Source organism: Caulobacter sp. ErkDOM-E (assembly GCF_048541895.1).
Lineage (GTDB): Bacteria > Pseudomonadota > Alphaproteobacteria > Caulobacterales > Caulobacteraceae > Caulobacter.
The window spans coordinates 3,868,974-3,888,203 of sequence record NZ_CP183331.1; the positions used below are offsets into that span (position 1 = coordinate 3,868,974).

The window sequence follows — 19,230 nt, forward strand, 5'->3', positions numbered from 1 at the left end:
AAGCCGTCCTGTAATCGCGACGCAACGAAGCTCCGGCATGACCGTTCCGGCGCAGGTCCCGGCGCGCATTGTCTGGCGCACGCCCCTCTTTCGCGCCATGGGACCGTCTGGAGATCTGACTTGAATAACTGTGTGACACCCCAGCCCGACGACAGCGCGGCGCGCCGTTTGCGAACCGCCCTGATGCTGGGCGCCTGCGCCGCCCTGATGGCCGCCCCGGCCATGGCTCGGCAGGCCACGGCGCCGGCCGCCGGGGTCGCGTCCCCCGAGGCGGACGACTACGCCTATGAAGTCGACGCCCTGACCGTCACCGCCTCGCGCCAGCAGCCCGGCGCGGTGATCGGCGACATTGCGCCGGAACTGCAGCTGTCGCCGCGCGACATCCGCGCCTATGGCGTCTCGACGGTTTCCGAACTGATCACCGCCCTGGAGCCCCAGACCTCGTCTGCCCGCGGCGGCGCGGCGGGCGGGCGTCCGGTGATCCTGGTCAATGGCGGCCGCATCTCCAATTTCGGCGAGGTGCGCGACCTTCCCACCGAAGCCATCGCCCGGGTCGACATCCTGCCCGAGGAGGTCGCGCTGAAATACGGCTATCGCGCCGACCAGAAGGTCATCAACCTGGTCCTGCGCCGCCGCTTCCGCGCCACCACGGTCGAAGCCGGCGCCAAGCTGCCCACCCAGTCGGGCGGCGGCGATACGGTCGATGCGCGCCTCAACCACCTGCGCATCCAGCGTGACACCCGCGTGATGGTCGACGCCAAGGTCAGCGACCAGAGCGCCCTGTATGAGGCCGAGCGCGACCTGGACCAGCCGCGCTCGGACGCGGTCTTCCGCAGCCTGATCCCCAAACAGACGACCTGGGCGCTCAACAGCGTGCTGTCGCGTCCGATCAAGGACGGGGTGTCGGGCACGATCAACGCCAGCCTCGAGGGCAGCGACGCCACCAGCTGGCTGGGCCTCAACACCCTGGCCAGCGGTCCGCTGCGCCGTCAGGCCGAAAGCCTGACCGGCCATCTGGGCGGCGGCGTGATCGGCGCCGTCAAGGGCTGGCGCTGGAGCGTCACCGGCAACGCCGAGCGCGCCAGCAATGACAGCACCACCGAGCGGGTGATCAGCGGCCTGGCCTATCGTGACATTTCCAACTCGATCTCGACCTCGGCCGATGTCCAGGGCGATCTCAGCGGAACCCTGCTGCGCATTCCAGCCGGCGCCGTCACCTCGACGGTCACGGGCGGGTTCGAGACCGTCAAGCTGGAGAGCGACTCTGTAAGGGCCGGGGTCGCCCGGTCGGGCGAGCTGTCACGCGACATCGGCAGCGCCAAGCTGAACTTCGACCTGCCCCTGACCAGCGTGCGCAACGACGTGCTGCCGGGACTGGGCAACCTGTCGCTGAACCTGAATCTCGCCGCCGACAGGCTGTCGGACTTCGGAACCCTGACCACGATCGGCTACGGCGCCAACTGGTCACCCATCGAGAAGCTGCGGATCATCGCCTCGGTCACCCGCGACCAGGGCGCGCCCAGCCTGCAGCAGATCGGCGATCCCGAGCAGTTGACCCCCGGCGTGCAGGTCTATGACTTCCGGCGCGGCGAAACGGCGGTGATCTCGCGCCTGACCGGCGGCAATCGCGCGCTGCGTGAGAAAGAAGGCCAGGTCATCAAGCTGGGCCTGAGCCTCAAGCCGTTCGACAAGACCAACCTGACCCTGACGACCAACTATACCCGTTCCCGGACCGACGACCTGATCTCCAGCTTCCCGACGGCCACCAGCCAGATCGAGGACGCCTTCCCCGAGCGCTTCGTGCGCAATGCGTCAGGCCGGCTGGTGCAGATCGACGCGCGGCCGGTCAATTTCGACCGCCGCCAGACCGACGAGCTGCGCACCGGCTTCACCTTCAGCAAGTCGTTTGGCCCCCAGCCCCAGCCCGGCCAGTTCCGGCAAAGGCTGGAGGCCCAGGCCCAGGCCCAGACCCGGGCGCCAGGGCAGACCCAGGCTGCGGGCTCGGGCGCGACCCCGGCCGGACAGACCGCCGGCCGGCCGGAACTCACGACCGAACGCACGCCCCCGGCTGGTGACGGTCCGCCGCCCCAGACGGCGGCCAGCGGCGCGCGGTCCGCCGGCGCCGCCTCTGCCCTTGGCGGCTTCGGCGGTCCTGGCGGGTTCGGAGGCCCGGGCGGCCCCGGCGGCGGGTTCGGCGGCGGTTTTGGCGGGGGCGGTGGGCCGCCCGGCGCTGGCACGTTCCAGATCGGCGTCTATCACACCGTCAAGTTCACCGACGAGATCACCATCCGCTCGGGCCTGCCGACCCTGGATCTGCTGGACGGCGCCTCGCTGGGTTCGGGCGGCGGTACGCCGAAGAACCAGATCGACGTCCAGGGCAATCTCTCGCGCAGCGGCCTGGGGGCCAGCTTCAACGCCCGCTGGCAGGAAGGCACCGTCGTGCGCGGCTCGGGCGCGGTCGGCGCCCAGGACCTGTCGTTCTCGGAACTGACCACCGTCAACCTTCGCCTGTTCGCCGATCTGGGGGCCCAGCCGGCCCTGCGCGGCAAGCCGTTCTTCCGGGGCGCGCGGATCAGCGCCTCGGTGGACAACCTGTTCGACGCCCGCCAGACGGTGCGCGCCCCGGACGGCACGACGCCGATCACCTATCAGGAGGACTATCTGGATCCTCGCGGACGGGTGATGCGGGTGTCCCTGCGAAAGCTGTTCTGACGACGGCGCCCGCTTCCCGGATGCTCCGGGAGGCGGGCCTCAGGCCTGCGCCTCGGCGACCACGGCGCGCTCGGCCACGGCCTTGGCCATCGGCAGATAGACCCCGAAGGTCGCGCCATCGCCCAGCACGCTCTCGACCGTCAGGCCGCCGCGGTGGCGGTTCATGATGTGCTTGACGATGGCCAGGCCCAGGCCGGTGCCCGAACGGTCGCCGCTCTTTTGGCCCTCGACGCGATAGAAGCGCTCGGTCAGGCGCGGCAGGTGCTCGCGGGCCAGGCCCGGCCCCCGGTCGGTGACCCGCAAGGCCGCATAGCGCTCGCCGGCCGCGTGGTCGGGGGTCAGCAGCGACATCCGCGCCGCGCCAGGATCACGCGGGGTCGCCGCCGCGTCGGCCGACAGCCCCGGATAGATCTCGACGCGCACCACCCCGTCGCGGGGGGTATATTTGATGGCGTTGTCGATCAGGTTCTGGATCACCTGGATGATCTGGTCGCGGTCGCCCTCGACCACGGCCGCGCCGCGCGGCGGCAGGACGGGATCGAAGCCGACCCCCTTTTCCTTGGCCTGGGGCGCGAGGGCGTCGATCACGTCGATGGCGGCCATGGCCAGGTCCACCCGGCCCAGCGGCGCGATGTGTTCGTTCAGCTCGATGCGCGACAGGCTCATCAGGTCGTCGATCAGCCGCGACATCCGTTCGGCCTGGGCCAGCATGATGCCCAGGAACTTGTCGCGCGCGCCGGGATCGTCCTTGGCATGGCCGCGCAGGGTCTCGATGAAGCCGGACAGCGAGGCCAGGGGCGTGCGCAGCTCGTGGCTGGCATTGGCCAGGAAGTCGGCGCGGGTGCGCTCGCTGCGGCGCGCGTCGGTCTCGTCGCGCAGCACCAGCATCGCGAGGCGCGCCGCCTCGGGCCCGCCACTCAGCGGCCGGGCCAGGGCGATCCACGAACGCCCCTGGGTTCCGCCGGTCTCATATTCCACGGCCCGCTCGATGCCGCCGAACAGGGCCTCGTCAACCGCCTCCAGCACCTGGGGGTTGCGGACGGCGGTGACCAGCAGGGTCCCCTCGCGCTGGATCCGGAAAAGCTCGCGGGCGGCGGCATTGGCGAACACGAAGCGGCGGCCGGTCAGATCGTCGGCCTCTTCGCCGGCGATCACCATCAGCGGATCAGGCAGGCGCTCCAGAATCACCCCGTAGGGCGGTCCGCTGCGCTCGGCGACAGGGGCAAGGGTGGCGACCGGACGCTGGCGCGCCTGCGACGCCCGGTGCCTGGCGCTGAGATAGAGCCCGCCTGCAGCCGTGGCCATGGCGGCCACGAGGGCGGGACCCATCTGCGCGGCGCCGGTGGCCGCCAGGGTCAGAATCGCGGCGGGCCCGACGATCAGAGGCAGGGCGGCGCCGCCCAGCAGGCGCGAGACCAGGGGGACTGAATATTTCTCCGGCGACATGGACCAGTGCCTCGTTTTTCGCCGCTGAGGGGATTCGACGAACCAGATATGGCGCCCCGGCATGCCATGCGATAGACGGTTGGCCGCTCTAATGCGTGTCGTTGACGTTGCTCACCGCAATTTCGCCGCAACGTGACGCAAGTTAGGGGCTGGGTTCTTATCCAAGGTGGTTGTTCGTAATGCAGCGCAAGGTCCTGGTCGCGACAGTCGCAGCCGCTCCTCTCCTGGCTTTGGCGTTTGGCGCTTATGCTGAAACCTCTGTCACGACAGCCCGCACCACGCCGATCGCGACGTCGACCGCCAACAATGGCGCGGCCGACGACGTAAGGGTGACGGCGGACGGCTCGATCAAGCCGACCACCGCCGGGGCGCTGATCACGCTGGACAGCAACCACAAGGTCACCAGCCTGGGGACCCTGGCCACGGTCGGCGTCAACAACTCGACCGGCATCCTGATCCTGGGCGGCAAGACCGGCTCGGTGAGCAACGGCGCCGCGATCACCCTGAACGAAGACTACACGCCCACCGACACCGATTCCGACACTGACACCGACGGCCCCTTCGCCACCGGCTCCAACCGCTTCGGCATCCGCCTGACGGGCCCCGGCGCCTTCACCGGCAACATCGTCAATGAGACCAACGGCGTCATCACGATCGAGGGCAACACCTCGGCCGGCGTGTCGCTGGAAAGCGCCCTGACCGGTAACTTCACCAACAACGGCACGATCAATGTGCTGGGCGACAACGGCGCCGGCATCCGCGTCGCCGCCCCCGTCACCGGCAAGGTCACCGTCAATGGCGGCGTCTCGGTGATCGGCAAGAACTCGGTCGGCGTCGCGATCGACGGCGATGTCAGCGGCGCCTTCGTGGTGCAGGGCGGCGTCAACGCCACCGGCTATCGCTACACCACGCGCCCCCCGCTCGCGGCGGACCGCGCCAAGCTGGACGCCGACGATCTGCTGCAGGGCGGCTCGGCCGTGCGCGTCACCGCCAATGTGGCCGGCGGCGTGCTGCTGGACATCCCGCCCAAGGACACTGACACCACCAAGCCCGACGAAGACGGCGACGGCATTGCCGACGCCAGCGAAGGCGCCGCCGCCCTGACCACGTTCGGCGCGGCTCCCGCCCTGCTGATCGGCTCCGACACCCGCACGGTCACCCTGGGCGCTGTCGGAACCGGCGACAACGCCTATGGTCTGGTCGTGCGCGGCGCGATCAGCGCCGCCGGCGTCTTTGACGGCGTCTCCGCCACGGCCATCCAGATCGGCGGCAATGCGGGCCAGGCGACCACCCTGGCGGGCGGCGTCAAGCTGTCCTCGACCCTGGCCTCCAGCGCCTATGAGGCCAACGCCACGGGCGTGCATCTCAAGGCCGGGGCCAGCGTTCCCACCCTGTGGAACCAGGGCTCGATGTCGGTCTTCACGGTGTCTGAAGGCGCCTTCGATTCGCGGGCCGTCGCCATCGACGCCGGCGCTTCGATGACCACCTTCCGCAACGACGGGGCGATCACCTCGACGGTCGGCGGCGAAAAGGGCAACGCCTATGGCGTCGTCGACTATTCGGGCCTGCTGACCACCATCACCAACAACGGCAAGATCTCGACCTCGGTCGTGGCGACCGATGACGCGGCCGACACCGACGATACTGACCTGCTGCCCGGCAACGAGACGGTGACCGGCAAGTCGGTGGCCATCGACGTCAGCCGCAACACCACCGGCGTGACCCTGGTCCAGGCCGGCCTGGCCGACGGCGACGACGGCGCCGACGGCGTGGCCGACCCAGACGCGGACGGCGACGGCGTCGACGACGGCGACGAGCCCTCGATGCTGGGCGCGATCCGCTTCGGCTCGGGCGCGGATACCTTCAGGGTGCTGAACGGCACCGTCATCGGCGACATCTCGTTCGGCGCGGGCGCCGATACGTTCGTGGTCGACAACGGCTCGCTGGTGCTGGGCGCTCTGACCGACTCCGACGGCAAGCTGGCGATCACGATCGGCAAGGGCAGCCTGGGCATCTCCAACGCCGCCACGATCAACGCCACCAGCCTCAATGTCGGCTCGACCGGCAAGATCCTGTTCACCGCCGATCCGACGGCCGGGACCAACACCAAGCTGCAGGTCTCCGGCGCGGCCACCATCGCCAGCGGCGCCGAGCTGGGCATCCGCCTGACCGGTCTGGTCAAGCAGCCCACCGCCTACACGGTGATCTCGGCGGGCAGCCTGACGGTCGGCTCGATCGGCCAGGCCCTGCTGGCCGATTCGCCCTATCTCTATGTCGCTTCCAGCCGGGCCGACGCCAACAACGTCTATATCGATGTGCGTCGCCGCTCGGCCGCCGAGATCGGCATGAGCCGCTCGCAGGCCGGCGCCTATGACGCGGTGTTCACGGCCCTGGGCGACAACAAGGACCTGTCGACCACCTTCCTGGCCCAGAACGGCAAGGACGGCTTCCTGGGCCTGTACGACCAGATGCTGCCCGACCAGGGCGAGGGCCTGTTCTCGTCGCTGCAGGCGGCCAACCAGATGATCTCGGCGGCCACCGCCGTGCGGCCCGATCCGGGCGAGCGCTATGGCCCCGACAGCCTGTGGATCCAGGAAATCAACTCGCTGGTCCGTCGCGACGCCGGCGACACGGCGGGCTCAGACAACCAGGCCTTCGGCTTCGTGGCCGGCTATGAGGCCATGGGCGACGCGGGCGGGGCCCTGGGCCTGACCCTGGCCTATGTGAACGTCGAGGAACACGACATCGTCGCCAAGGTCGGCGAGCAGACCACCGCCTCGTTCGTGCAGGGCGGCGCCTATTGGCGCCGGTCGGTCGGCGGCTGGCGCCTGAACGCCGGCGGCGGCGGCGGCTTTGGCTGGTTCACCGGCGATCGTCGCTTCATCGCGCCGGACGCCAATGCCGACGGCGTGGCCGACCTGATCCTGGCCAACAGCGCCGACTGGAACGGCGCGACCCTGAACGCCTTCGCCGGCGCGGGCTACGAGCAGAAGTTCGGCCGCTACTATGTCCGTCCTGAAGGCCGGGTCGACTATGTCTGGCTGCGCGAGGGCGAACGCAAGGAAGCCGGCGGCGGCGCGGGCTTCGACCTGACCGTCGAGGAGCGCACCTCCAGCAATCTGAGCGGCGAGTTCGGCATCGCCTTCGGCGCCGACTTCGGCAAGGACGTCTGGTGGCGCCCGGAAGTGCGGGTCGGCTATCGCCAGACTCTGGCCGGCGAAACCGGCGACACGGTCGCCCGGTTCAAGAACGGCAACCCCTTCACCCTGGCCGCCCTCGACGACAAGCAGGGCGCCGCGACCTTGGGCTTTGCGATCAAGGCGGGCACGCCGATGTCGTATCTGGCCCTCGAAGGCGGCGTCGAAGCCGCCAAGAAACAGAAGCGCTACAACCTGCGCCTCTCCGGCCGGTCGATGTTCTAACCCGGCATCCAGACGCCCGGCCCGGGCGCAAGGCTATCGATTTCAGACCTCCCGTCGCGCACCCCGCGGCGGGAGGTTTTTCGTTTTGGGCGCCCGGACAAGCTGGACTGTGACGAATTGTCCCGGAAGAACTAACGGCTCGTTAAGCGATATCTCGTTGTGTCGACTGAAGTTTTTTCGGCCTTCGCCGGAAGGCTGAGCCGCGCCTGCAGTTTTTCTCACGGCCGGCTTTTCTAATCTCTATTCACGGGCTAGGAATAATCGTTTTCCCTAGCTCAAGCAGGACGGGCCGCCGAGGCGGGCCGAAAGGGGAATACGATGACGACCAACAAGACCACCCTGCGAACCGCGCTGATCGCCGGCGTTTCGTTCCTGACCATGGCCGGCGCCGCCAACGCCCAGACCGCCCAGGACTCCGAAGCCCGCATCGCCGCTCTGGAAGCCCAGCTGGCCGCCCTGTCCGGCCAGATCGCCGACCTGAAGGCCGCCACCGCCGCCAACGTCAAGGACGTCCGCTCCGCCCAGTCGGCCACCACCGTCACCCTGGCCAATTCCCGCCCGACCATCGCCACCGGCGACGGCGCGTTCTCGGTGTCGTTCCGCGGCATCTTCCAGGCCGACGCGGCGCTCTATGACCAGCGCGACGCCGGCCCGCTGTCGACGGACTTCCGCCGCGGCTCGTTCGGCGACGCCGCCGAAAACGATCGCGCCCGCGACCTGGGCGACGGCGCCAACGTCCGCCGCGCCCGCATCGGCATCGAGGGCAAGGCCTTCGGCGCCTTCGACTACAACATGGTCTATGACTTCGGCGGTTCGGGCACAGAAGAGGCCGGCAAGATCTCTTCGGCCTGGGTGCAATACAGCGGCTATCCCGTGAAGGTCCGCGCCGGCATCTACGCCCCGGTCACCAGCCTGGAAGACGCCTCCAACAACACCGGCTCGCTGTTCGTCGAGCGCGCCTCGGTCGCCGAGACCGTGCGCGGCCTGGCCGGCGGCGACGGCCGCGCGGCTGTCGGCCTGCTGGCCAATGGCGAGCGCTGGAATGTCTCGGCCGCCGTCACCGGCAACACCGTCACCACCCAGACCTATGACGAGCAGCTCGGCTTTGTCGGCCGCGTGGCCTATGTGCCGTTCAAGGGCAAGGACTGGCTGATCCATGTCGGCGCCAACGCCAACCTGATCATCGACCCGGCCGCCGGCGGTCCGGACGTGGCCTCGGCCGGCGGCGCCGTGACCAATGTCCGCCTGCGCGATCGTCCGGAGCTGCGGGTCGACGGCACGCGCCTGATCGACACCGGCAATATCGACGCCGACGGCGTCACCGCCCTGGGCCTGGAACTGGGCGCCCAGCACAAGAACCTCTACGCCCAGGCCGAGTATTTCCAGATCGATGTCGAGCGTCGCACCGGCGCCCTGAGCGACCCGAAGTTCGACGGCTGGTACGTCCAGGCCGGCTGGACCCTGACCGGCGAGCCGCGTCGCTACAACATCGCCACCGCCGGCTTTGACAATCCGCGTCCGGCCAAGCCGTTCAATCCCAAGAAGGCCCAGTGGGGCGCGGTCGAACTGGCCGCCCGCTACTCGACCTTCGACCTGAACCACCTGGCCGGCGGCCCGGGCAACCCGGCCCTGCCCGGTGCGATCCGCGGCGGCGAGCAGAATATCCTGTCGCTGGGCGTGAACTGGTACCTGAACAACGTCGTTACGGTGTCGGGCGCCTATCGCAATGTCGAGGTCCGTCGCCTGTCGCCGGGCGGCACGGCCTTCGTCGCCGGGTCGACCCCGGTCGCCGGCGCCCAGGTCGGCCAGGACCTGGATATCTGGTCGCTGCGAACCCAGTACGCGTTCTAACCCAAACCCCGCCAACCCAAGGATGCCCCATGACCCGTCGTTTCGAGAAACCCACGCGTCGGGGCGTCCTTGGCGCAGCATCAGCCGGCGCGGCGGCCTTCGCCGCGCCGGCCCTGATCGCCGGCCAGAGCCAGGCGCAGGGCGTCAGGGGCCTGACCCTGCTGAACGTCAGCTACGACCCGACGCGTGAGCTCTACAAGGACATCAACGCCGCCTACGCCAAGTACTGGAAGGAAAAGGTCGGCCAGACCCTGACCATCAACCAGAGCCATGGCGGTTCGGGCAAGCAGGCCCGCTCGGTGATCGACGGCCTGCAGGCCGATGTCGTCACCCTGGCGCTGGCCTATGACATCGACGAGATCGCCACCCGGGCCAAGCTGCTGCCCGCCAACTGGCAGTCGCGCCTGCCGCAAAACTCCACGCCCTATACCTCGACCATCGTGTTCATGGTCCGCAAGGGCAACCCGTGGAAGATCCGGGACTGGAGCGACCTGGTAAAGCCAGGCATCGAGGTCATCACCCCCAACCCCAAGACCTCGGGCGGGGCGCGCTGGAACTATCTGGCCGCCTGGGCCTGGGCGCTGAAGCAGCCCGGCGGCAACCCGGCCAAGGCCCAGGCCTTTGTCGAGCAACTGTTCAAGAACGTGCCGGTCCTCGACACCGGCGCGCGCGGCGCCACCACCACCTTCAGCCAGCGCGGCATCGGCGATGTGCTGCTGTCATGGGAGAACGAGGCCTACCTTGCGCAGGAAGAACTGCCGGGCAAGTTCGACATCGTCTATCCGTCGCTGTCGATCCTGGCCGAGCCGCCCGTTGCGATCGTCGACAAGAACGTCGAGCGCCACAAGACCCGCCTGGCCGCCCAGGGCTATCTGAACTTCCTCTACAGCCCCCTGGCCCAGGACCTGATCGGCAAGCACCACTACCGCCCGCGCAATGCGGGCGCGGCGGCCAAATATGCCGGCAAGTTCAAGAAGATCCCGCTGGTCACCATCGACGACACCTTCGGCGGCTGGAAGACGGCGCATGCCACGCACTTCGCCGACGGCGGCGTCTTCGACAAGATCTACCAGCCCAGGTAACCGCCATCGCGGAACGCTCATCCTCCCCTTTGTCGTCCCGCGCGCGCGGCGTGAATCCGAAGCGGGTTCACGCCGCGCCTGTTTTGGGAGACTGTTGGCCAGCTGACACGATCCGGAACCGGCACGAGGTCGGTACGTTGAGGCGGGTGGGAGCTGATGGATGTCGAGCCGGGCGGTCGCATGACAGACTATTCGCAATCCCTGCGCGCCGCCGATGCTCTGGCGGCCAGTCACGGGGCCGAAGATCCGTTCGCCACGGCGATCCGGTCCATGCCCATGGCCACGATCGTCACCGACGCCACCCAGGCCGACAACCCCATCATCTTCGCCAACGACGCCTTCCTGCGCCTGACCGGCTATGGCCGCGACGAGGTGATCGGTCGCAATTGCCGGTTCCTGCAAGGCGTTGACACTGATCCGCTGGAACGCGCGAGACTGCGCGCGGCGATCAGCGCGGGCCAGGATATCGCCTGCGAACTCTTGAACTATCGCAAGGACGGGTCGCCCTTCTGGAACGCCCTTTATCTCAGCCCGGTGCGCGACAGCAGCGGAGCCATCACCCACTTTTTCGGCTCGCAGCTGGATATCAGCGACAAGAAGCGTGTCGAATTCCAGTGGAACGAAAGGCAGCATGATCTCGAACAGCTGGTCGCCGAGCGCACCCAGGCGCTGACCCAGGCCCTGGAGCAGAAAACCGCCCTGCTCCACGAGGTGGATCACCGGGTCAAGAACAACCTCCAGCTCATCTCCTCGCTGCTGCTGCTGCAGAACCGGCGGGTGGCCGACCCGGCCGTGAAGCAGGCCCTGCGCGGCATGCTGGACCGGGTCAGCGCCATCGCCACCGTGCACCGGCGCCTGTTCCAGAGCGACGATGTCGAACGCTTCGACGTCTCGGCCTTCGTGCGCGACCTGGTGGCCGACGTGATCGGCGCGTCGGGCCGCGACGATATCCAGTTCAGCCTCGACCTGGAACGGGTGGATGTGGACGCCGCCAAGGCCGCGCCCCTGGCCCTGGTGATCAGCGAACTGCTGTCCAACACCATGCGCCACGCCTTTGTGGAAGGCCGTTCAGGACGAGTCTTTGTCGGCATCCGTCGAATCGACGGCGCGTTCCGGATCGAAATCACCGATGACGGCGTTGGGGTGGAGACTTCAACGAGGTCGTCCGGGTTTGGACTCACGATCGTTCAGCTGCTGTGCCAGCAGCTGAAGGCGAAGTGCCTGACGACGGACGCCTCCCCAGGCACGCGCGTTGTGATCAACCTGCCCATGAACGGCGCGCCTCAGTAGTACGGGCGAGGATGAGTGATGAACGAGCAACCGCTCGGCGTTCTGATTGTCGAAGACGAGGTTCTCCTCGCCACGGAGCTGGAATTCCTGCTCGAGGAAGCCGGTTGCTGCCTGGTGGGTCACGCCATGAGTTCGGACGAGGCCCTGACCCTGGCCCGCGACCTGCAGCCGGATCTGGCCCTGGTCGACGTGCATCTGTGCGATGGCCCCACGGGCGTGGACGTGGCGCGCCGCATTCACGACGACTGCGGCGCCCTGGCCCTGTTCATGACCGCCAACGTCAAGCGCCTGCCCGCTGACTTCGCCGGCGCCTGCGGCGTGATCGGCAAGCCCTATTCCGGACATGGCGTGAAGACGGCCCTGGAATATCTGACCCACTGCATGCGCCGCGGCCGCGCGCCCGGCCCGCCGCCGATCGGCCTGACCCTGTCGCCGGACTATCTGGCGCTGTGGGGCCTTTTCGACCAGCCCAAGGCCGGCTGATCCTCTCTGGCCCTGCTGTTTTGGATGACAGGGGGGGCGGGGTCCGCTATCGAGACCCGCCCTTTTCGCACAGGATCCGCAACCTTGACCGACGCCGCCGAGGAAGCGGGCTGGGCCACCGCCAAGACCCTGGCCGAGGCCCTGCCCTACATCCAGATCTATGACCGCGAGACGGTGGTGATCAAATACGGCGGTCACGCCATGGGTCAGGAAGACGTCGCCAAGGTCTTCGCCGCCGACGCGGTGCTTTTGAAGCTGCTGGGCGTCCATCCGGTGGTGGTGCACGGCGGCGGTCCGCAGATCAGCCGCATGCTCGAGCGGGCCGGCGTCAAGTCGACCTTCGTCGACGGCCTGCGCGTCACCGACGAAGCGACCATGGAAGTGGCCGAGATGGTGCTGTCGGGCGCCATCAACAAGGAAATCGCCAACTGGATCACCCTGGCCGGCGCCGAAGCCGACGTCCGGGGCGTGGGCCTGTCGGGCAAGGACGCCCGGATGATCACCGCCGAAAAGGTGACCCGCACCAAGCGCGACCCTGACAGCAATATCGAACAGGTCGTCGACCTGGGCTTCGTGGGCGAGCCGACCAAGGTCGATCCGCACATCATCCAGGCCCTGCTGTCGTCGGAGACCGACTACATCCCCGTCATCGCCCCGATCGGCGTGTCCGAGGCCGGCCAGACCTTCAACATCAACGCCGACACCGTGGCCGGCGCCCTGGCCGGCGCGCTGAAGGCCAAGCGCATGCTGATGCTGACCGACATCGCCGGAGTGCTGGACGCCGACGGCAAGCTGATCCGTCAGATGACCCTGGACGAGGCCCGCGCCCTGATCGACAGCGGCGTCGCCAGCGGCGGCATGATCCCGAAGCTGGAAAACGCCATCCACGCCGTGGAATCGGGCGTCGAGGCCGTGGTCATCCTGGATGGCCGCCGGCCCCACGCCATGCTGGTGGAGCTGTTCAGCGAGCACGGCGCCGGTACGCTGATCTCGAAATGAGCCCTGTCCTGTCCCCAGACCTCGCTCACGTCGAAACCTGGCTCTTCGATCTCGACAACACCCTGTATCCCGCCGAGTGCGAATACATGGCCCTGATCGAGGGCAAGATGACCGACTTCATGGAGCGGGCCACCGGCCTGCCCCGCGAAGAGGCCCGCGCGATCCAGAAGAAGTACTATCACGAGCACGGCACCACCCTGGCCGGACTGATGGCCAACCACGGCATCGCGCCCAAGGCGTTCCTCGACGAGGTGCATGACGTCTCGATGGATCGCCTGATCCCCGATCCCGTCCTGCGCGCGGCGATCGACGCTCTGCCCGGCCGCCGCCTGATCTTCACCAACGGCTCGCTGGGCCACGCCGAGCGCGTTCTGGGCCATCTGGGCCTGGACCATCTGTTCGAGGACGTCTTCGCTATCGAGACGGCCGACTATCTGCCCAAGCCGGCCATGGCGACCTTCGAGAAGATCGTCTCGCGCCATGCCCTGACCTCGCCCGTCACCGCCTTCTTCGAGGACAGCGAGAAGAACCTGGCCCCCGCCGCTGTGCTGGGCATGACCACGGTGCTGGTCGGCGCCCATGCGGCCGCCTCGACCGCCGACTTCGTCCACCACCGCACGCACGACCTCGCCGGGTTCCTGACCTCGGCGCGCCTGAAGGACCTGAACGCATGACCACCGTCAGCCTCTCTGATCTGCAGACCGAGATCGAAGCCGCCTGGGAAGCCCGCGACGGCGTCTCCACCGCCACCACCGGCCCCGTCCGCACGGCGGTCGAGGAGGCCCTGCTGCTGATCGACGCCGGCAAGGTGCGGGTGTCGGAAAAGATCGACGGCGAATGGACGACCCACCAGTGGCTGAAGAAGGCTGTGCTGCTGTCCTTCCGCCTCAACCCCAACACCGTCATGCGCGCCGGAACCCTGGGCGGCGCGGTGGGTCCGTGGTGGGACAAGGTGCCCAACAAGTTCGACGGCTGGGACGCCCCCAATTTCGAGGCCGCCGGCTTCCGGGCCGTGCCCGGCTCGATCGTCCGTCGCGGCGCCTTCATCGGCCGCAACGTCATCCTGATGCCGTCGTTCGTGAACATCGGCGCCTTTGTCGATGAAGCGACCATGGTCGACACCTGGGTGACGGTCGGCTCGTGCGCCCAGATCGGCAAGCGCGTCCACCTGTCGGGCGGCGTCGGCATCGGCGGCGTGCTGGAGCCCCTGCAGGCCAACCCGACCATCATCGAGGACGACTGCTTCATCGGCGCCCGTTCCGAAGTCGTCGAAGGCGTGATCGTCGGCCAGGGCAGCGTGCTGTCGATGGGCGTGTTCATCAGCGCCTCGACCAAGATCGTCGATCGCAAGACCGGCCAGATCCACATCGGCAAGGTGCCGCCCTACAGCGTCGTGGTGCCCGGCAATCTGCCCGATCCCAATGGCGGCCCAGGCCTCTACTGCGCCGTGATCGTCAAGACGGTCGACGCCCAGACGCGGTCGAAGACCAGCATCAACGAGCTGCTGCGGGACTAAGGCTCTCGCACCGAGAGGTGCCAGAGGAAGATTTTTCGGTCGCGAACCTCATAGAGGACTCGGAAACTTGGCGACCGGAGTGTTCTGGGCCCCACCCCAATAAACATGTCCCGCCCCTCAAAGGCGGGGCAGCGCTCATTGTTGAAGGGTGATCGGCGCAACAGCCATTCAAGGTTCTGCACGCCGTCATCAATGAACGGGAACTGTCGCTTTAACGCGTAAACCGCTTCCTCGAAAAGTTCGGAATGACCGATCGAGAAAGGCGGCCGCTCAGAAGGGGCTCGCGTTCGCATGGACCTTAGCCGTCTCTAGGGCCCAAGCACGATCTGCATCCGTGACCTCGACAGGCACCAATTGCAGCGCTGTGAAATAGGGAATGACCTCGCCCAACTCCGCGGCATCCCAAGCGGCGTTGTGGCTTATTTCGCTGATCTGCCTGGCTGTCTTTCCGCGAACGAAATCAGCGACTTCCTCCAGCAAGGTGACTTCTCGCTCAGCAAGGCGAGACCGGCGAAACGGCTTGGCCGCGACGTAGTCTTTTTTGAAGAAGCCGTGATACTCGGCTTCCTTGACCGTCAAACTCCCTTCACGCGCCAACTCTTCGACGGCGGATGTCAAATGACGGGCTGTAGGCCCGAACTTTTGCTTGAGGTAGTCAACACCCGTCAAAGGACGGCCTTCCTCAAGGAAGTTCATCATGTCAGCAAAGTAGAGCATCTTGTGAAGCTTCACATTGCCCAGCTCCTCTGGCGGGCAATAGGAGGCCAATAAGAGGATGGCCTCCTTGAACTTCTCCCGGTCGAATTGGACTGTGGATGCGAGCACGAGCGACCTCCGAATCGGAGTTGAATCTTCCTGGTCCTTCCAGTCAACGGAACAAAAGAAGAACCACCTTTACGTGCTTGTTGCTGACAGTCGCGCTGAAGTCAACCTGCAACGCTCCTGCAGGTCAGGCCGAGACCCCGAACACCGCCCCGACCCCGGCGGTCAGGGCCATGGCGATGGCGCCCCAGAAGGTCACCCGGGCCACGGCCTTGCCGATGGGTGCGCCGCCCGCCCGCGCGCCGACCCCGCCCAGCAGGGCCAGGAACAGCAGCGAGGCCACCGACACCGCCACGACGATGGCGCCGGGCGGTACGACGATCGCGGTGACCAGAGGCAGGGCCGCGCCGGTGGCGAAGGTCGCGGCCGAGGTCAGGGCCGCCTGAATGGGCCGGGCGGTCGTGATCTCGGAAATGCCCAGTTCCTCGCGGGCATGGGCGCCCAGGGCGTCCTTGGCCATCAGCTGACCGGCGACCACGCGAGCGACGTCAGGTTCGACTCCGCGCGCCTCATAGAGGCCGGCTAGTTCATCGAGTTCGAAGGCCGGCTGGATCTCCAGCTCGGCCTTTTCCCGCGCCAGATCGGCGCGTTCGGTGTCGGCCTGCGAACTGACCGAGACATATTCGCCGGCGGCCATCGACATGGCCCCGGCCACCAGCCCCGCCACCCCGACGACGAGGATCTCGCCCCGCCCCTGGGACGCGGCGGCGACGCCGACAATCAGGCTGGCGGTCGAGACGATCCCGTCATTGGCCCCCAGCACGGCGGCGCGCAGCCAGCCGACGCGTTCGATCAAATGGCGCTCGCGGTGAGGGATCATGGGGCATCTCCTAGGGGCCGTCAGCCAAGGCCCGTCAGGCCCGCTGCGCCTTGACCTGCGTCAAGCCTGATCAGCTAACGCTTGCGCCCGCCGTCGAGTTCATACGGCGTCCCGTCGCGATGCCGGTAGCCTTCCTCACCCTCGCGCAGGGTCAGGTCGATGTCGGGATAGTCGCAGCCGTCGGTTTCCGGAGCCCGCGTGCCCATTTCCAGCAGCACCGCCACCTTGTCGGAGCGGTTCTGGATATGGTGGCCATTGGCCACCCCGGCCTTGAAGCCCGCGCAGTCGCCGGCCCGCAGGATCGTCTCGCCGTCATTGTCGACCAGCACGACCTCGCCCTCCACCACCCAGGTGAACTCGTCCTCGGCGGTGTGCCAGTGACGCTGGCTGGTCCACTGGCCGGGCGGCAGGCGCATCAGATTGACGCCGAACTGGGTCAGCCCCGCCGCGTCGCCCAGTTTCCACCGCTGGCGGCCCTGGCACGGCGCGTCGTAGGGCGGCGGATAGGCCGTGCCGAAGCGGGTGGGCGCGGCGTCGATATCAATCTTGGGCATGGGCGCTCAGGGAAGAAGCTTGCGTGGTTTGCGTCAGGCCGGAGGGAAGCTTAAAGCCAGCATCATGACCAGCCCCGCGCCCGAACCTGTCAGCATTGACCCCGTCGACCTCGCTCAAGCCCTGATCCGCCGGCCGTCCGTGACCCCGGCCGACGAGGGCGCGATGGACCTGCTGGAGCGCCAGCTGGACGCCCTGGGCTTCACCTGCCGGCGGATGAAATTCGGCGAGATCGAGAACCTCTATGCCCGGCGCGGGACCGCCCGGCCCAATCTGTGCTTCGCCGGCCATACCGACGTGGTCCCCGTCGGCGATGACGCCGCCTGGACCGCCGGCCCGTTCGAGGCCCAGATCAGGGACGGCGTGCTCTATGGCCGGGGCGCGGTCGACATGAAGAGCGCCATCGCCGCCTTTGTCGCCGCCGTAGCCGCCAGCCCGCAGCCGGCCGGTTCTATCAGCTTCCTGATCACCGGCGACGAAGAGGGCGTGGCCGAGGACGGCACCGTGAAAGTCGTCGAGGCCCTGGCGGCTGAAGGCGAGATCATCGACCACTGCATCGTCGGCGAGCCGACCAGCGCGTCCTTGCTGGGCGACATGGTCAAGATCGGTCGGCGCGGCAGCATCAACGCCTGGATCACGGTCGAGGGCCAGCAGGGCCACGTGGCCTATCCGCACCGGGCCGCCAATCCGATCCCGGTGCTGGTCTCGATCCTGTCGCGCCTGCAAAGCCGGGTGCTGGACGAGGGCTATGAAGGCTTCCAGCCCTCGAACCTGGAAGTCACCACCATTGATGTCGGCAACACCGCCACCAATGTCATCCCGTCCACGGCCCGGGCGCGGGTCAATATCCGCTTCAACCCGGCCCACAAGGGCGCGGACCTGCAGGCCTGGATTGAGGGCGAATGCGCCGCTGCGGGCGAGGGTTTCAAGGCCCGCGCCGATGTGATGTGCAAGATCAGCGGCGAGGCCTTCCTGACGAAGCCCGGCCCGTTCACCGAGGTGATCGTCGCCGCCGTGGAGGAGGCCACCGGCCGGGTTCCGGAGCTGTCCACCACCGGCGGCACCAGCGACGCGCGGTTCATCCGCAGCCTGTGCCCGGTGGTCGAGTTTGGCCTGGTCGGCTCGACCATGCACCAGGTCGACGAGCGGGTTCCGGTGCAGGAGATCCGCGATCTGGCCAAGGCCTATGAAGCCCTGATCCGTCGCTATTTCGAAGCCTTCGCGGTCTAGGGTCTCCCGCATGGCCACGATGGACGAGTTCTCGATCGATCAGGTCCTGGCCGAGGTGGCCGTGCTGGTGAAGCCGCATTTCGGCAAGGGGCGGCCCGCCGACTATATCCCCCAGCTGGCCACTGTGCCGGGCCACAAGTTCGGCATGGCCGTGTGCACGCTCAACGGCGGCGAACACGTGATCGGCGACGCCGACGAGGGCTTCTCGGTCCAGAGCATCACCAAGGTCTTCGCCCTGGGCCTGGCCCTGAACCGCTTTGGCGACGAGGTCTGGCGGCGGGTCGGCAAGGAGCCCTCGGGCACGCCGTTCAACCACCTGTCCCAGCTGGAGGCCGAGGCGGGCGTGCCGCGCAACCCGTTCATCAATGCCGGGGCCCTGGCGATCACCGACCACCTGCTGGACACGGTCAGGGATCCCGCCGCCCTGGTGCGCGGCTTCGCCAGCGTGCTGGCCGACGAGGCCGTCGAGATCGACGAGGCGGTCGCCGCCTCCGAGCTCGCCACCGCCCACCAGAACCGCGCCATCGCCAACCTGATGCGCGGCAAGGGCACCATCACCCATGATCCCGAGGCCGTGGTCGCCGCCTATTGCCGCCAGTGCGCCCTGACCATGAGTTGTCGGCAGCTGGCGCGGGCCCTGCTGCCCCTGGCGGCCGGGGGCTTCTCGCCGGTGATCCAGGAGACCATCTTCCCCGAACGCCTGACGCGGCGCCTGAACGCCCTGCTGCTGACCTGCGGCATCTATGACAGCGTCGGCAGCTTCGCCTATCGCGTCGGCCTGCCGGCCAAGAGCGGCGTCGGCGGCGGCATCGTGGCCGTGGTTCCCGGCAAGGCGGTGATCGCGGTGTGGTCACCGGAGCTGGACCGCTTTGGAACCTCCGTGGTGGGGACGGCGGCGCTGGAGGCCTTCGCGCAGCTGACCAACTGTTCGGTGCTGTAGAACCGGGCGCTTGAGCCGCATCAAGGCGGCGGCGCGACGATCCTGCGCGTTATCCTAGCAGGAGG

15 protein-coding genes are annotated in these 19,230 nt (G+C 67.9%); 11 read left to right on the top strand and 4 right to left on the bottom strand.

What is annotated here, in order from left to right; all coding sequences use genetic code 11:
• Positions 1–132 precede the first annotated feature (132 nt).
• Entirely contained in the window at positions 133–2,712 is a 2,580-nt protein-coding gene (locus ACN2C7_RS18910; RefSeq protein ID WP_419319016.1) for a hypothetical protein, read from the top strand.
• Positions 2,713–2,751: 39 nt separating this feature from the next.
• On the opposite strand, the gene ACN2C7_RS18915 is transcribed toward ACN2C7_RS18910, so the two are convergent.
• On the bottom strand, positions 2,752–4,158 hold the full coding sequence (locus ACN2C7_RS18915) for a sensor histidine kinase (RefSeq protein WP_419319017.1): 1,407 nt from the start codon (positions 4,156–4,158) through the stop codon (positions 2,752–2,754).
• 179 nt (positions 4,159–4,337) lie between these two features.
• Here ACN2C7_RS18915 and ACN2C7_RS18920 point away from each other — a divergent pair, with 179 nt between their 5' ends.
• The 8 genes from ACN2C7_RS18920 to dapD all read left to right on the top strand — a co-directional run bounded on the left by ACN2C7_RS18920 (position 4,338) and on the right by dapD (position 14,801).
• A complete protein-coding gene (locus ACN2C7_RS18920) occupies positions 4,338–7,580 on the top strand; it encodes an autotransporter domain-containing protein (protein ID WP_419319018.1) in 3,243 nt (1,080 codons plus the stop codon).
• A 318-nt stretch (positions 7,581–7,898) separates the two neighbouring features.
• Entirely contained in the window at positions 7,899–9,431 is a 1,533-nt protein-coding gene (locus ACN2C7_RS18925) for an OprO/OprP family phosphate-selective porin (RefSeq protein WP_419319019.1), read from the top strand.
• A gap of 29 nt (positions 9,432–9,460) precedes the next feature.
• Positions 9,461–10,513, top strand: a complete 1,053-nt coding sequence (locus tag ACN2C7_RS18930; RefSeq protein ID WP_419319020.1) for a sulfate ABC transporter substrate-binding protein — start codon at positions 9,461–9,463, stop codon at positions 10,511–10,513.
• 156 nt (positions 10,514–10,669) lie between these two features.
• Positions 10,670–11,803: a PAS domain-containing protein gene (locus ACN2C7_RS18935; RefSeq protein ID WP_419319021.1), complete on the top strand. Its 1,134-nt coding sequence runs from the start codon at positions 10,670–10,672 to the stop codon at positions 11,801–11,803.
• A gap of 18 nt (positions 11,804–11,821) precedes the next feature.
• A complete protein-coding gene (locus ACN2C7_RS18940) occupies positions 11,822–12,286 on the top strand; it encodes a response regulator (RefSeq protein WP_419319022.1) in 465 nt (154 codons plus the stop codon).
• 84 nt (positions 12,287–12,370) lie between these two features.
• Positions 12,371–13,285, top strand: coding sequence for an acetylglutamate kinase (argB, locus tag ACN2C7_RS18945; protein WP_419253966.1), 915 nt, complete (start codon positions 12,371–12,373; stop codon positions 13,283–13,285).
• Positions 13,282–13,959 carry a pyrimidine 5'-nucleotidase gene (locus ACN2C7_RS18950; RefSeq protein WP_419319023.1) on the top strand — a complete coding sequence of 226 codons (678 nt, stop codon included), beginning with the start codon at positions 13,282–13,284 and terminating at the stop codon, positions 13,957–13,959. Before argB ends, ACN2C7_RS18950 begins: the two co-directional genes overlap by 4 nt.
• Complete coding sequence (gene dapD / locus ACN2C7_RS18955) at positions 13,956–14,801, top strand: 2,3,4,5-tetrahydropyridine-2,6-dicarboxylate N-succinyltransferase (protein WP_419319024.1); 846 nt, start codon at positions 13,956–13,958, stop codon at positions 14,799–14,801. The genes ACN2C7_RS18950 and dapD overlap by 4 nt, the downstream gene beginning before the upstream one ends.
• A gap of 270 nt (positions 14,802–15,071) precedes the next feature.
• On the opposite strand, the gene ACN2C7_RS18960 is transcribed toward dapD, so the two are convergent.
• From ACN2C7_RS18960 to ACN2C7_RS18970, 3 genes are all read right to left on the bottom strand, one after another.
• Positions 15,072–15,626, bottom strand: a complete 555-nt coding sequence (locus ACN2C7_RS18960) for a Panacea domain-containing protein (RefSeq protein WP_419319025.1) — start codon at positions 15,624–15,626, stop codon at positions 15,072–15,074.
• 124 nt (positions 15,627–15,750) lie between these two features.
• Positions 15,751–16,443 carry a VIT1/CCC1 transporter family protein gene (locus tag ACN2C7_RS18965; protein WP_419319026.1) on the bottom strand — a complete coding sequence of 231 codons (693 nt, stop codon included), beginning with the start codon at positions 16,441–16,443 and terminating at the stop codon, positions 15,751–15,753.
• 74 nt (positions 16,444–16,517) lie between these two features.
• Positions 16,518–16,997, bottom strand: coding sequence for a cupin domain-containing protein (locus ACN2C7_RS18970; RefSeq protein WP_419319027.1), 480 nt, complete (start codon positions 16,995–16,997; stop codon positions 16,518–16,520).
• A 64-nt stretch (positions 16,998–17,061) separates the two neighbouring features.
• On the opposite strand from ACN2C7_RS18970, the gene dapE reads away from it, so the two are divergent.
• Positions 17,062–18,225 carry a succinyl-diaminopimelate desuccinylase gene (gene dapE / locus ACN2C7_RS18975; protein WP_419319028.1) on the top strand — a complete coding sequence of 388 codons (1,164 nt, stop codon included), beginning with the start codon at positions 17,062–17,064 and terminating at the stop codon, positions 18,223–18,225.
• Positions 18,226–18,244: 19 nt separating this feature from the next.
• Positions 18,245–19,165 carry a glutaminase gene (locus ACN2C7_RS18980; protein WP_419321503.1) on the top strand — a complete coding sequence of 307 codons (921 nt, stop codon included), beginning with the start codon at positions 18,245–18,247 and terminating at the stop codon, positions 19,163–19,165.
• The last annotated feature ends 65 nt before the right edge of the window (positions 19,166–19,230 follow it).